This is a genomic window from Pseudomonas sp. zfem004, from assembly GCF_032621715.1.
Classification (GTDB): domain Bacteria; phylum Pseudomonadota; class Gammaproteobacteria; order Pseudomonadales; family Pseudomonadaceae; genus Aquipseudomonas; species Aquipseudomonas sichuanensis.
The window spans coordinates 26,928-40,162 of sequence record NZ_JAVYJF010000020.1 but is presented as its reverse complement, the minus strand read 5'-3'; the positions used below and the strand labels follow the sequence as shown (position 1 = coordinate 40,162).

Sequence of the window (13,235 nt, the reverse complement as noted above, 5' to 3'; positions counted from 1 at the left end):
CATGCCAAAACGTACAGACATCAAAAGCATCCTGATTCTCGGCGCTGGCCCGATCGTGATCGGCCAGGCCTGCGAATTCGACTACTCCGGCGCCCAGGCCTGTAAAGCCCTGCGCGAGGAAGGTTTCCGCGTCATCCTGGTGAACTCCAACCCGGCCACCATCATGACCGACCCGGCCATGGCCGACGCTACCTACATCGAGCCGATCAAGTGGCAGTCGGTGGCCAAGATCATCGAGAAAGAGCGTCCGGACGCGGTACTGCCGACCATGGGCGGCCAGACTGCACTGAACTGCGCCCTGGACCTGGAGCGCCACGGCGTTCTGGAGAAGTTCGGCGTAGAGATGATCGGCGCCAACGCCGACACCATCGACAAGGCCGAAGATCGTTCGCGCTTCGACAAGGCCATGAAAGACATCGGCCTGGAGTGCCCGCGCTCCGGTATCGCCCACAGCATGGAAGAGGCCAACGCGGTGCTCGAGAAGCTCGGCTTCCCGTGCATCATCCGTCCGTCCTTCACCATGGGCGGCACCGGCGGTGGTATCGCCTACAACCGTGAAGAATTCGAAGAGATCTGCACCCGTGGTCTGGACCTGTCGCCGACCAAAGAGCTGCTGATCGACGAATCGCTGATCGGCTGGAAAGAGTACGAGATGGAAGTGGTCCGCGACAAAAAGGACAACTGCATCATCGTCTGCTCGATCGAAAACTTCGACCCGATGGGCGTGCACACCGGTGACTCGATCACCGTTGCTCCAGCGCAGACCCTGACCGACAAGGAATACCAGATCATGCGCAACGCCTCGCTGGCGGTGCTGCGTGAGATCGGTGTTGAAACCGGCGGTTCCAACGTGCAGTTCGGTATCTGCCCGAACACTGGCCGCATGGTCGTGATCGAGATGAACCCGCGCGTTTCGCGTTCCTCGGCCCTGGCCTCGAAAGCGACCGGCTTCCCGATCGCCAAGATCGCCGCCAAGCTGGCCATCGGTTACACCCTCGACGAGCTGCAGAACGACATCACCGGCGGCCGCACCCCGGCTTCCTTCGAGCCGTCGATCGACTACGTCGTCACCAAGCTGCCACGCTTCGCCTTCGAGAAATTCCCGAAAGCCGACGCCCGCCTGACCACCCAGATGAAATCCGTGGGTGAAGTCATGGCCATCGGCCGTACTTTCCAGGAATCCCTGCAGAAGGCCCTGCGCGGCCTGGAAGTCGGCGCCTGCGGCCTCGACCCGAAAGTCGACCTGGCCAGCCCTGAAGCTGCCGGCATCCTCAAGCGCGAGCTGACCGTGCCGGGCGCCGAGCGTATCTGGTACGTGGCTGACGCCATCCGTTCGGGCATGACCATCGAAGAAATCTTCGAGCTGACCGGTATCGACCTGTGGTTCCTGGTACAGATGGAAGATCTGATCAAGGAAGAAGAGAAGGTCAAGACCCTGGCCCTGTCGGCCATCGACAAGGACTACATGCTGCGCCTCAAGCGCAAGGGCTTCTCCGACCAGCGTCTGGCCAAGCTGCTGGGCATCACCGACAAGAACCTGCGCCGTCACCGCCACAAGCTGGAAGTGTTCCCGGTGTACAAGCGCGTCGACACCTGCGCCGCCGAGTTCGCTACCGACACCGCTTACCTGTACTCGACCTATGAGGAAGAGTGCGAGGCCAACCCGTCGACCCGTGACAAGATCATGATCCTCGGCGGTGGCCCTAACCGTATCGGCCAGGGCATCGAGTTCGACTACTGCTGCGTGCACGCGGCACTGGCCCTGCGTGAAGACGGTTACGAGACCATCATGGTCAACTGCAACCCGGAAACCGTCTCCACCGACTACGACACCTCCGACCGTCTGTACTTCGAGCCGCTGACCCTGGAAGACGTGCTGGAGGTTTGCCGCGTCGAGAAGCCGAAAGGCGTGATCGTTCACTACGGCGGCCAGACCCCGCTGAAGCTGGCTCGCGCCCTGGAAGAAGCTGGCGTACCGATCATCGGTACCAGCCCTGACGCCATCGACCGCGCCGAAGACCGCGAGCGCTTCCAGCAGATGGTTCAGCGCCTGAACCTGCTGCAGCCGCCAAACGCCACCGTGCGCAGCGAAGACGAAGCCATCAAGGCGGCCGGCGGTATCGGTTACCCACTGGTGGTGCGCCCGTCCTACGTACTGGGCGGCCGTGCCATGGAAATCGTCTACGAACTGGACGAGCTGAAGCGCTACCTGCGTGAAGCGGTTCAAGTGTCGAACGACAGCCCGGTACTGCTCGACCACTTCCTCAACTGCGCCATCGAGATGGACGTGGATGCGGTGTGCGACGGCACCGACGTGGTTATCGGCGCCATCATGCAGCACATTGAACAGGCCGGCGTTCACTCTGGTGACTCGGCGTGCTCGCTGCCGCCGTACTCGCTGAGCCAGGACGTACAGGACCAGGTTCGCGACCAGGTCAAGAAGATGGCCCTGGAGCTGGGCGTGGTCGGCCTGATGAACGTGCAGCTGGCCCTGCAGGGCGACAAGATCTACGTGATCGAAGTCAACCCGCGCGCTTCGCGTACCGTGCCGTTCGTGTCCAAGTGCATCGGCACCTCGCTGGCGATGATCGCCGCCCGTGTCATGGCCGGTAAAACCCTGAAAGAGCTGGGCTTCACCCAGGAAATCATCCCGAACTTCTACAGCGTCAAGGAAGCGGTATTCCCGTTCGCCAAGTTCCCAGGCGTCGACCCGATCCTCGGCCCAGAGATGAAGTCCACTGGTGAAGTGATGGGTGTCGGTGATAGCTTCGGTGAAGCCTTCGCCAAAGCCCAGATGGGCGCCAGCGAAGTGCTGCCGACCGGCGGTACCGCCTTCATCAGCGTGCGTGACGACGACAAGCCGCAAGTGGCTGGCGTTGCCCGCGACCTGATCGCCCTGGGCTTCGAAGTGGTCGCCACTGCTGGCACCGCGAAGATCATCGAAGCTGCTGGCCTGAAGGTGCGTCGCGTCAACAAGGTGACCGAAGGTCGTCCGCACGTGGTCGACATGATCAAGAACGACGAAGTGTCGCTGATCATCAACACCACCGAAGGCCGTCAGTCGATCGCCGACTCGTACTCGATTCGTCGCAATGCGCTGCAGCACAAGATTTACTGCACCACTACCATTGCGGCCGGTGAAGCCATCTGCGAAGCGCTGAAATTCGGTCCGGAAAAGACCGTTCGTCGCTTGCAGGATCTGCATGCAGGACTCAAAGCATGAGCATTACCAAGTACCCAATGACCGTCCAGGGCGCTCGCGCCCTGGAAGAGGAGCACCTGTTCCTGAGCAAGACCGAGCGCCCGCGCCTGAGCCAGGCGATCGGTGAAGCCCGTGAGCTGGGTGACCTCAAGGAAAACGCCGAATACCACGCCGCCCGCGAAGAGCAGGGCATGGTCGAGGCGCGTATCCGTGATATCGAAGGCCGCCTGCAAAACTCGGTGGTAATCGACGTGACCACTATTGCCCACACCGGCAAGGTCATCTTCGGTACCACCGTGGAGCTGGCCAACACCGAGACCGACGAGCGGGTGAAATACCAGATCGTCGGTGAAGATGAAGCTGACGTGAAGCAAGGCAAGCTCTCGAGTGGTGCGCCTATCGCCAAGGCCATCATCGGCAAGGAAGAAGGTGACGTAGTCGTCATCAAGACGCCAAGCGGCACTGTCGAGTACGAGATTGTCGAAGTCCAGCACATCTGACCGGCGCCTGCGGGCGCCATCCCTCGAGGGGATCCTATGGCAACTGGCCCAGGTATTCTGGGTCGGTGGCCTGTGGGTGTTCCATGTGGGGCTGGTGCCGGCGCTCAAGGTCAGTGGCCTTGCGCCGTTGTTGGTGCATGATGTGGCCGGGCAGATCGACCGTTGGTTGATCGGCGTGGCGATGCTCGGGCTGTTGACCCAGCTGGCGGTATTGGCGAGGGTGGACGGCCTGGCGGCCTGGTGGCGGCAGTTCCGAGGGCAGATGCTGTTGCTTGGCTTTGCTGCCTGCATCGGCTACTACACGCTGCGCTACGGGATTTCCGTAGGTGAGCGTTGGCAGATGTTCTGCTTCCTGGTGCTGGGCTTCTCAGGCATCGTCCTGGTGGCCCAGCCGGTCCCGGTCAGGGCTCGCCGCTGACCGGGATCGTGGGAGCGGGCTTGCCCCGCGATGCGGTGTATGGCACCAGCTACGCCGGTGTTCGCGGGGCAAGCCCGCTCCCACGTCCCGCGGATTCGATCACTTGAAACGGTGGATATTCGACAGCTGCTTGTTCGGCTGTGGGTTCTTGCGGTAGATCAGGGCTTTCTTGCCAATGGTCTGCACCAGCTCGGCGCGGCCGATCTTGCACAGTTCGGCGATCGCGGCGGCGCGCTCTTCACGGTCTTCCGAACGGATTTCGACCTTGATCAGCTCGTGATCGACCAGGGCGCGCTCCAGTTCGGCGGCGACGCCTTCGTTAACACCGTTGCCAGCAACGATCAGGACCGGCTTCAGGTCATGACCAATGGACTTGTATTGCTTCTTCTGCTCGTTATTGAGCGGCATAATCTGACCCTTTTCGTCTGATTCTGTAAAATTGACGGGCATTTTACCCGAGGGCCCCTGGCTCCGCCCAGTCAAACACGACGCATATCATCGAGGTGCCCCGTGGTACAACGTTCCAAAAGCAGCGCAAACTGGTTGCGCGAGCATTTCAACGATCCTTTTGTGAAACAGGCACAGAAGGATGGCTACCGCTCCCGTGCGAGCTACAAACTGCTGGAGATCCAGGAAAAAGACCGCCTGATCCGTCCCGGCATGAGCGTGATCGACCTCGGCGCAGCCCCGGGTGGCTGGTCGCAGGTGACCAGTCGTCTGATTGGTGGCCAAGGTCGTTTGATCGCCTCGGACATCCTGGAGATGGACTCGATCCCGGACGTGACCTTCATCCAGGGTGACTTCACCCAGGACGAAGTGTTGCAGCAAATCCTGGAAGCAGTCGGCGATTCGCACGTAGACCTTGTGATTTCCGATATGGCCCCCAATATGAGTGGTACGCCCGCGGTGGACATGCCGCGCGCCATGTTCCTCTGTGAGCTGGCCCTGGATCTGGCAACCCGCGTGCTCAAGCCGGGTGGGGATTTCCTGATCAAGATCTTCCAGGGCGAAGGTTTCGACATGTACCTGAAGGACGTGCGCAGCAAGTTCGACAAGGTGCAGATGCGCAAGCCATCGTCCTCGCGGGATCGCTCCCGCGAACAGTACCTGTTGGGCAAGGGTTTCAAAGGGGCATGAAAGGCGTGCTGCGGGGTGGCCGATAGTTAATTCCAATCAGCTACCCCGTCTGGATCGTCCGAACTTCGTGTAGTCTAGCTTTCACAAAGGGTTACAGACGGTGCCTGCGGTTGCGTAGGTAATGTAGTAAGTTAGGGCGATGAATATCATGCGAGGCACGGCTGCGTCGTGCGCCGGCCTCAGAGGGTAGCGAATTGAACGACATGGCAAAGAATCTGATCCTGTGGTTGATCATCGCCGCCGTCCTGGTGACGGTGATGAACAACTTCTCCAGCCCTAACGAGCCGCAGACCCTCAACTATTCCGACTTCATCCAGCAGGTCAAGGATGGCAAGGTCGAGCGCGTGACCGTCGACGGCTACATCATTACCGGCAAGCGCACCGACGGCGACAACTTCAAGACCGTGCGCCCGGCCATCACCGACAACGGCCTGATCGGCGACCTGGTCGACAACCATGTGACCGTCGAAGGCAAGCAGCCTGAGCAGCAGAGCATCTGGACTCAGTTGCTGGTGGCGAGCTTCCCGATCCTGGTGATCATCGCCGTGTTCATGTTCTTCATGCGCCAGATGCAGGGCGGTGCCGGCGGTAAAGGCGGCCCGATGAGCTTTGGCAAGAGCAAGGCGCGCCTGCTTTCCGAAGACCAGGTCAAGACCACGCTGGCTGACGTCGCGGGTTGCGACGAGGCCAAGGAAGAGGTTGGCGAGCTGGTCGAGTTCCTGCGCGACCCGGGCAAGTTCCAGCGCCTGGGTGGCCGTATCCCGCGTGGCGTGCTGATGGTGGGCCCGCCTGGTACCGGTAAGACCCTGCTGGCCAAGGCCATCGCCGGCGAAGCCAAGGTGCCGTTCTTCACCATTTCGGGTTCCGACTTCGTTGAAATGTTCGTCGGTGTCGGTGCCAGCCGTGTGCGCGACATGTTCGAGCAGGCGAAGAAGCACGCCCCCTGCATCATCTTCATCGACGAAATCGACGCCGTCGGTCGCCACCGTGGCGCCGGCATGGGCGGCGGTCACGACGAGCGTGAGCAGACCCTCAACCAGTTGCTGGTCGAGATGGATGGCTTCGAGATGAACGATGGCATCATCGTCATCGCCGCCACCAACCGTCCGGACGTGCTCGACCCGGCGCTGCTGCGCCCGGGCCGCTTCGACCGCCAGGTAGTAGTCGGCCTGCCGGATATCCGTGGTCGCGAGCAGATTCTCAAAGTCCACATGCGCAAGGTCCCGATTGGCGAGAACGTCAACCCGGCGGTCATTGCTCGCGGTACCCCTGGTTTCTCCGGTGCTGACCTGGCCAACCTGGTCAACGAAGCGTCGCTGTTCGCCGCCCGCGCCAGCAAGCGCGTGGTCGAGATGAAGGAGTTCGAGCTGGCAAAGGACAAGATCATGATGGGCGCCGAGCGCAAGACCATGGTCATGTCCGAGAAAGAGAAGCAGAACACTGCTTATCACGAAGCCGGCCACGCCATCGTTGGTCGCGTGGTGCCTGAGCATGATCCTGTCTACAAGGTGTCGATCATCCCGCGTGGTCGCGCACTGGGTGTGACCATGTTCCTGCCGGAAGAAGACCGCTACAGCCTGTCCAAGCGCGCGCTGATCAGCCAGATCTGCTCGCTGTACGGTGGCCGTATCGCTGAAGAAATGACCCTGGGCTTCGATGGCGTCACCACCGGTGCCTCCAACGACATCATGCGTGCCAGCCAGATCGCCCGGAGCATGGTCACCAAGTGGGGCCTGTCCGAGAAGCTCGGCCCGCTGATGTACGCGGAAGAAGAGGGCGAAGTGTTCCTTGGCCGCAGCGCCGGCAGCCAGCACGCCAGCGTGTCGGGTGAGACCGCCAAGATGATCGACTCGGAAGTGCGCGCGATCATCGATCAGTGCTACGCCACCGCCAAGCAGATCCTCACCGACAACCGTGACAAGCTCGACGCCATGGCCGAAGCATTGATGAAGTACGAAACCATCGATGCCGACCAGATCGACGACATCATGGCAGGCCGCACCCCGCGTGAACCACGTGACTGGGACAACGATGCCGGCACTTCCGGCAACCAGGCCTCCCAGGGTGATCGTCCGGAGTCGCCGATCGGCGGCCCAGCGGCTCAACACTAAGGGTAGCCATGAGTTCACAGCAGTACCCGACCCGGTTGCCTTGCGGCAACCGGGTTCTTGATTTGTCCCGTACCCATGTCATGGGTATTCTCAATATCACCCCCGACTCCTTCTCCGACGGCGGGCGCTTCAGCCAGCGCGACGCAGCGCTGCGTCACGCCGAGGCGATGGTGGCCGCCGGCGCGACCCTGGTCGATGTCGGCGGCGAGTCCACGCGCCCCGGTGCTCGGGCCGTTTCGCCGCTCGAAGAGCTGGAGCGCGTGGCGCCCATCGTCGAGGCGATCAGCAGCTGCCTTGATGTGATCATCTCGGTCGATACCTCGACACCCGCAGTCATCCGCGAGTCGGCCCGCGTCGGTGCCGGCCTGATCAACGACGTGCGCGCCCTGGAGCGCGACGGTGCGCTTGATGCGGCTGCCGCCACAGGGTTGCCGGTGTGCCTGATGCACATGCGCGGCGAGCCGGGCAACATGCAGGACAATCCACATTACGAGGATGTAACCGCCGATGTCGCGCGCTATCTTGAGCAGCGCATGGCGGCCTGTGCGGCGGTCGGCATCGACGCCGATCGTATCGTCCTCGATCCCGGGTTCGGGTTTGCCAAGACCCTTGAGCACAACCTGAGCCTGTTCAAACACATGGAAGCGCTTTACCGCCTTGGGCGGCCGCTGTTGGTGGGCGTCTCGCGCAAGAGCATGATTGGCCTCACGCTGGATCGCCCGGTAGGTGAGCGGCTCTACGGCAGCCTGGCGCTGGCGGCACTGGCCATGACCAAGGGCGCGAGCATCCTGCGCGTTCATGATGTCGCCGAAACGGTCGATGTAGTGCGCATGATCGCCGCCGTGCAGAGCGCCGAATAAGAAAACTGGAGTCCCTATGAGCAGAAAATACTTTGGTACCGATGGTATCCGTGGTCGCGTTGGCCAGTTCCCCATCACCCCGGACTTCATGCTGAAGCTCGGCTGGGCCGCGGGCATGGCTTTCCGCAAGCAGGGCCACTGCCGTGTACTGGTCGGCAAGGACACCCGTATCTCTGGCTACATGTTCGAGTCGGCGCTCGAGGCCGGCCTTTCTGCCGCCGGTGCCGACGTGATGCTGCTCGGGCCGATGCCGACCCCGGCGATCGCCTACCTCACCCGCACCTTCCACGCCGAAGCCGGCATCGTCATCAGTGCGTCGCACAACCCGCACGACGACAATGGCATCAAATTCTTCTCGGGCAATGGCACCAAACTGCCGGACGAAGTCGAGTTGATGATCGAGGAGTTGCTCGACCAACCGATGACCGTCGTCGAGTCGGGCAAGCTGGGCAAGGTCTCGCGCATCAACGATGCGGCGGGCCGCTACATCGAGTTCTGCAAGAGCAGCGTGCCTACCAGCACCAGTTTCGAAGGCCTCAAGGTCGTCGTGGATTGCGCCCATGGTGCCACCTACAAGGTTGCCCCCAGCGTGTTCCGTGAGCTGGGCGCCGATGTGACGGTGCTGCATGCCGCGCCGGATGGCCTGAACATCAACGAGGCTTGCGGTTCGACGCACATCGAGTCGTTGCAGGCTGCGGTGCTGGTTGGGCATGCCGACTTGGGTATCGCCTTCGACGGCGATGGCGACCGGGTGCTGATGGTCGATCACACCGGTGCCATCGTCGACGGTGACGAGCTGCTGTACATCATCGGGCGTGACCTGCACGAGCGCGGCAAGCTGCAAGGCGGCGTGGTGGGTACCTTGATGAGCAACCTTGGCCTGGAGCTGGCGTTCAAGGAGCTGGACATCCCGTTCGTGCGGGCGAAGGTCGGTGACCGCTATGTCATGGCCGAACTGCTTGAGCGCGAGTGGCTGCTGGGCGGTGAAAACTCCGGGCATGTCGTGTGCTGCAACCACACCACCACCGGTGATGCGATCATCGCCGCGCTGCAGGTGCTGATGGCCCTCAAGCGTCGCGGCGAAACCCTTGCCCAGGCGCGCCAGGGCGTGCGCAAGTGCCCTCAGGTGTTGATCAATGTGCGCTTCGAAGCAGGCAAGAGCGACCCGTTGAAGAACCCGCTGGTGCAAGCGGCAAGCGACAAGGCGACCGAAGACATGGCGGGTCGCGGGCGTGTGCTGTTGCGCAAGTCCGGCACCGAGCCACTGGTGCGCGTGATGGTCGAAGGCGACGACGAAAACCAGGTGCGCGGCCATGCCGAAGCCCTGGCCAAGCTGGTCGCTGAAGTTTGTGCCTGAAGAGGCTTGCCAGCGCAGATCGGGTTGGGTAAGATCTGCGCCCACTTTGACCGACGAGGTAAAGCATGCGTCGCCCCATGGTAGCTGGTAACTGGAAGATGCACGGTACCCGCGCCAGCGTCGCTGAGCTGACTCAGGGCTTGGGCAATATGTCCCTGCCAAGCGGTGTGGAAGTCGCGGTGTTTCCGCCAACCCTGTTCATTGATCAAGTGATCAAAGGCCTGGAAGGAAAGGGAATCACCGTCGGCGCACAGAATTCTGCGGTACAGCCTGAACAAGGCGCGCTGACCGGCGAAGTTGCACCGAGTCAGTTGGCTGAAGTTGGTTGCAAATATGTTCTGATCGGGCATTCCGAGCGTCGCCAGATTATTGGTGAAACTGACGAAGTGCTGAATCAAAAGTTTGCAGCTGCTCAGAAAAGTGGTTTGACGCCAGTGCTCTGTATAGGGGAAACTCTCGAAGAGCGCGAGGCAGGCAAGACGCTTGAAGTTGTAGGGCGTCAACTAAGCAGTGTTATCGATGCGTTCGGTATTGCCGCTTTTGCCAATGCAGTAATTGCCTATGAGCCTGTATGGGCCATCGGTACTGGTTTGACGGCCTCGCCACAACAAGCTCAGGATGTGCATGCAGCCATCCGCAAGCAGTTGGCGGCGAAGGACGCCGAAGTTGCAGCTAAGGTGCAGCTTCTCTACGGCGGCAGCGTGAAGGCGGCCAATGCGGCCGAACTGTTCGGCATGCCGGATATCGATGGGGGGCTCATTGGTGGAGCGTCCCTGAATGCAGACGAATTCGGTGCAATTTGTCGCGCCGCAGGAAACTGAACAATGCTGGAAACAGTCGTAGTTGTTTTTCATCTGTTGGCGGCATTGGCACTGGTAGTAATGGTGCTGCTGCAACAGGGTAAAGGTGCGGAAGCAGGTGCATCTTTCGGCGCAGGTGCTTCAAATACTGTGTTCGGAAGCCAAGGTTCCGCTACCTTTTTGAGTAAAGTTACTGCTATACTTGCCGCCACTTTCTTTTTGACTGCACTTGGGTTAGGATACTTCGCCAAGCAGCAGGCTCACCAGCTGACTCAAGCTGGTCTGCCAGATCCAGCAGTGCTGGAAGTCAAAGAGCAAAAGCCGGCAGTCAATGATGATGTACCGGTGCTCCAGCAGCAGAAGAGCGAAACCACCAACTCTGGTGATGTACCTCCTCCGGCCAAAGAGCAGCAGTAACGGGTTTCAAATGTAGTATTGCCGAGGTGGTGGAATTGGTAGACACGCAACCTTGAGGTGGTTGTGCCCATAGGGTGTAGGGGTTCGAGTCCCCTTCTCGGTACCAATTGAAGCAAGAGAGCCCGCTTTAGCGGGCTTTCTTGTAGGTGGAGGTTGGATTGACCCTCAAGGGGGTTCGGTCTTATACTTTCGCCCCAGCTTTGTCGCGGGGTGGAGCAGCTTGGTAGCTCGTCGGGCTCATAACCCGAAGGTCGTTGGTTCAAATCCAGCCCCCGCAACCAGCTTCAGCGGAGCCCCTTTTCAGGGGCTTTTTGCTAGCCAACAGTTTTCGGCGTCGTTGTCCAACGGCGCTTTCAGGGATGGGCGCTTCGCCCATTTTTTATTTGCACAGCATGCACGAGGGGGTTCAGGTGTCGAGCAAGCTAGAACAGTTGCAGGCCTTGTTGGCCCCAGTGGTCGAGGGGCTGGGCTATCAGTGCTGGGGGATCGAATACGTCTCCCAAGGTAAGCATTCGGTACTGCGTATCTACATCGACAAGGAAGGCGGCATTCTGGTGGAGGACTGCGAAGCGGTCAGCCGTCAGGCCAGTGCCATCCTGGATGTGGAAGACCCGATCAGCAGTGAATACACCCTCGAGGTTTCCTCTCCAGGCATGGATCGCCCGCTGTTCACTCTGGAACAGTTTGCCTCGCATGCCGGCGAGCAAGTGAAGATCAAGCTGCGTACGCCCTTCGAAGGTCGTCGTAACTTCCAGGGCCTTCTCCGCGGTGTGGAGGAGCAGGATGTGGTGGTCCAGGTGGATAACCATGAGTTCCTGCTGCCGATCGACTCGATCGACAAGGCCAATATTATTCCCAGTTTTGACTGAGACGTGCCGGGCCCGGCGGAATTTACGGGCCCAATGGCTTGCGCAAGGCGAGGCGTACGATGAGCAAAGAAGTACTGCTGGTTGTTGAATCGGTATCCAACGAAAAGGGTGTACCGCCCGGCGTTATTTTCGAGGCGCTGGAAGTGGCACTGGCCACTGCAACCAAAAAGCGTTTTGAAGACGAAGTCGACCTGCGTGTGGAAATCAACCGCCACACCGGTAGCTACGAAACCTTCCGTCGCTGGACGGTCGTCGAGGAAGCGGATCTGGACGATCCGGCAATCGAAGTCTGGCCAGCAAAGATTCAGGAAAGTCATCCTGAAGCCAAAGTTGGCGACGTGATCGAAGAGAAGATCGAATCGATCGAGTTCGGTCGCATTGCTGCGCAAACCGCCAAGCAAGTCATCGTGCAGAAGGTTCGCGAAGCTGAGCGCGCCCAGGTGGTCGACGCCTACCGCGAACGCGTTGGCGAGATCATCTCCGGTACCGTGAAGAAGGTCACCCGCGACAACGTCATCGTCGACCTGGGCAACAACGCCGAAGCGCTGCTGGCCCGTGAAGACATCATCCCCCGTGAGACCTTCCGGGTCGGTGTGCGCCTGCGTGCACTGCTCAAGGAAATCCGCACCGAGAACCGTGGCCCGCAGTTGATCCTGTCGCGCACTGCGCCGCAGATGCTGATCGAGCTGTTCACCATCGAAGTGCCGGAAATCGCCGAAGGCCTCATCGAAGTCATGGCCGCCTCCCGTGATCCGGGATCGCGTGCCAAGATCGCCGTCCGCTCCAAGGACAAGCGCATCGACCCACAAGGTGCCTGTATCGGCATGCGTGGTTCGCGCGTCCAAGCCGTATCCGGCGAGCTGGGTGGCGAGCGTGTGGATATCGTCCTGTGGGACGAGAACCCGGCGCAGTTCGTCATCAACGCCATGTCGCCGGCAGAGGTTGCCGCGATCATCGTTGACGAAGACGCCCATGCGATGGACATCGCCGTTGGTGCCGACAACCTGGCTCAGGCCATTGGTCGTGGCGGTCAGAACGTTCGTCTGGCCAGCCAGCTGACCGGCTGGACCCTGAACGTGATGACCGAATCGGACATCCAGGCCAAGCAACAGGCTGAAACCGGCGACATCCTGCGTAATTTTGTCGAGGAACTGGAAGTCGACGAAGAACTGGCACAAGTGCTGGTCGACGAAGGCTTCACCAACCTCGAAGAAATTGCCTACGTACCGTTGGAAGAAATGCTCAACATCGATGGCTTTGACGAAGAAATCGTCAATGAGCTCCGCGCTCGAGCCAAGGACCGTTTGTTGACCAAGGCCATCGCTACCGAAGAAAAACTGGCAGACGCCCATCCGGCCGAAGACCTGCTCTCCCTCGAGGGCATGGACAAGGACCTGGCGGCCGAACTGGCGGTGCGCGGCGTGGTTAACCGCGAAGACCTGGCCGAGCAGTCGATCGACGATCTGCTCGACATCGACGGCATCGACGAAGAGCGTGCCGGCAAGTTGATCATGGCCGCCCGAGCCCACTGGTTCGAGTAATTAGGCGCGGCCTGAGGAGAGAA

Annotated in this window: 12 protein-coding genes and 2 tRNA genes; 13 read left to right on the top strand and 1 reads right to left on the bottom strand. The window is 60.7% G+C overall.

Features of this window, described 5'->3' with window-relative positions:
• Position 1: 1 nt before the first annotated feature.
• From carB to RTH46_RS20255, 3 genes are read left to right on the top strand one after another with little or no spacing between them, the layout of a single operon-like run.
• Positions 2–3,223: a carbamoyl-phosphate synthase large subunit gene (gene carB / locus RTH46_RS20265; protein WP_153784950.1), complete on the top strand. Its 3,222-nt coding sequence runs from the start codon at positions 2–4 to the stop codon at positions 3,221–3,223.
• Positions 3,220–3,702: a transcription elongation factor GreA gene (gene greA, locus RTH46_RS20260; RefSeq protein ID WP_178125730.1), complete on the top strand. Its 483-nt coding sequence runs from the start codon at positions 3,220–3,222 to the stop codon at positions 3,700–3,702. Before carB ends, greA begins: the two co-directional genes overlap by 4 nt.
• Complete coding sequence (locus tag RTH46_RS20255; protein ID WP_153784949.1) at positions 3,680–4,120, top strand: MFS transporter; 441 nt, start codon at positions 3,680–3,682, stop codon at positions 4,118–4,120. The genes greA and RTH46_RS20255 overlap by 23 nt, the downstream gene beginning before the upstream one ends.
• Positions 4,121–4,219: 99 nt before the next feature.
• Here RTH46_RS20255 and RTH46_RS20250 read toward each other — a convergent pair whose 3' ends face one another.
• A complete protein-coding gene (locus RTH46_RS20250) occupies positions 4,220–4,528 on the bottom strand; it encodes a YhbY family RNA-binding protein (RefSeq protein ID WP_153784948.1) in 309 nt (102 codons plus the stop codon).
• A 102-nt stretch (positions 4,529–4,630) separates the two neighbouring features.
• Here RTH46_RS20250 and rlmE point away from each other — a divergent pair, with 102 nt between their 5' ends.
• From rlmE to nusA, 10 genes are all read left to right on the top strand, one after another.
• Positions 4,631–5,257: a 23S rRNA (uridine(2552)-2'-O)-methyltransferase RlmE gene (gene rlmE, locus RTH46_RS20245; RefSeq protein ID WP_153784947.1), complete on the top strand. Its 627-nt coding sequence runs from the start codon at positions 4,631–4,633 to the stop codon at positions 5,255–5,257.
• Between the two features lie 203 nt (positions 5,258–5,460).
• The gene (gene ftsH / locus RTH46_RS20240) at positions 5,461–7,368 is read left to right on the top strand and encodes an ATP-dependent zinc metalloprotease FtsH (protein WP_316906423.1); all 1,908 of its coding nucleotides are present in this window, start codon (positions 5,461–5,463) and stop codon (positions 7,366–7,368) included.
• Positions 7,369–7,376: 8 nt separating this feature from the next.
• Entirely contained in the window at positions 7,377–8,228 is an 852-nt protein-coding gene (gene folP / locus RTH46_RS20235; RefSeq protein WP_316906422.1) for a dihydropteroate synthase, read from the top strand.
• A gap of 16 nt (positions 8,229–8,244) precedes the next feature.
• Entirely contained in the window at positions 8,245–9,585 is a 1,341-nt protein-coding gene (gene glmM, locus RTH46_RS20230) for a phosphoglucosamine mutase (protein WP_153784945.1), read from the top strand.
• Between the two features lie 65 nt (positions 9,586–9,650).
• The gene (tpiA, locus tag RTH46_RS20225; protein ID WP_153784944.1) at positions 9,651–10,406 is read left to right on the top strand and encodes a triose-phosphate isomerase; all 756 of its coding nucleotides are present in this window, start codon (positions 9,651–9,653) and stop codon (positions 10,404–10,406) included.
• 3 nt (positions 10,407–10,409) lie between these two features.
• Positions 10,410–10,802: a preprotein translocase subunit SecG gene (gene secG, locus RTH46_RS20220; protein WP_011532138.1), complete on the top strand. Its 393-nt coding sequence runs from the start codon at positions 10,410–10,412 to the stop codon at positions 10,800–10,802.
• Between the two features lie 20 nt (positions 10,803–10,822).
• Positions 10,823–10,908 (top strand) — tRNA-Leu (locus tag RTH46_RS20215).
• A 98-nt stretch (positions 10,909–11,006) separates the two neighbouring features.
• Positions 11,007–11,083: transfer RNA gene (locus RTH46_RS20210), tRNA-Met, on the top strand.
• 129 nt (positions 11,084–11,212) lie between these two features.
• Entirely contained in the window at positions 11,213–11,671 is a 459-nt protein-coding gene (gene rimP, locus RTH46_RS20205; protein WP_016391791.1) for a ribosome maturation factor RimP, read from the top strand.
• A 59-nt stretch (positions 11,672–11,730) separates the two neighbouring features.
• Entirely contained in the window at positions 11,731–13,212 is a 1,482-nt protein-coding gene (gene nusA, locus RTH46_RS20200) for a transcription termination factor NusA (RefSeq protein ID WP_110995208.1), read from the top strand.
• Positions 13,213–13,235 lie beyond the last annotated feature (23 nt).

Excerpts from the sequence above, each read along its gene's own strand:
- carB (WP_153784950.1), top strand. The coding sequence starts at position 2 with ATGCCAAAACGTACAGACATCAAAAGCATCCTGATTCTCGGCGCTGGC.
- greA (WP_178125730.1), top strand. The coding sequence starts at position 3,220 with ATGAGCATTACCAAGTACCCAATGACCGTCCAGGGCGCTCGCGCCCTG.
- RTH46_RS20250 (WP_153784948.1), bottom strand. The coding sequence starts at position 4,528 with ATGCCGCTCAATAACGAGCAGAAGAAGCAATACAAGTCCATTGGTCAT.
- ftsH (WP_316906423.1), top strand. The coding sequence starts at position 5,461 with ATGGCAAAGAATCTGATCCTGTGGTTGATCATCGCCGCCGTCCTGGTG.
- folP (WP_316906422.1), top strand. The coding sequence starts at position 7,377 with ATGAGTTCACAGCAGTACCCGACCCGGTTGCCTTGCGGCAACCGGGTT.
- glmM (WP_153784945.1), top strand. The coding sequence starts at position 8,245 with ATGAGCAGAAAATACTTTGGTACCGATGGTATCCGTGGTCGCGTTGGC.
- tpiA (WP_153784944.1), top strand. The coding sequence starts at position 9,651 with ATGCGTCGCCCCATGGTAGCTGGTAACTGGAAGATGCACGGTACCCGC.
- secG (WP_011532138.1), top strand. The coding sequence starts at position 10,410 with ATGCTGGAAACAGTCGTAGTTGTTTTTCATCTGTTGGCGGCATTGGCA.
- nusA (WP_110995208.1), top strand. The coding sequence starts at position 11,731 with ATGAGCAAAGAAGTACTGCTGGTTGTTGAATCGGTATCCAACGAAAAG.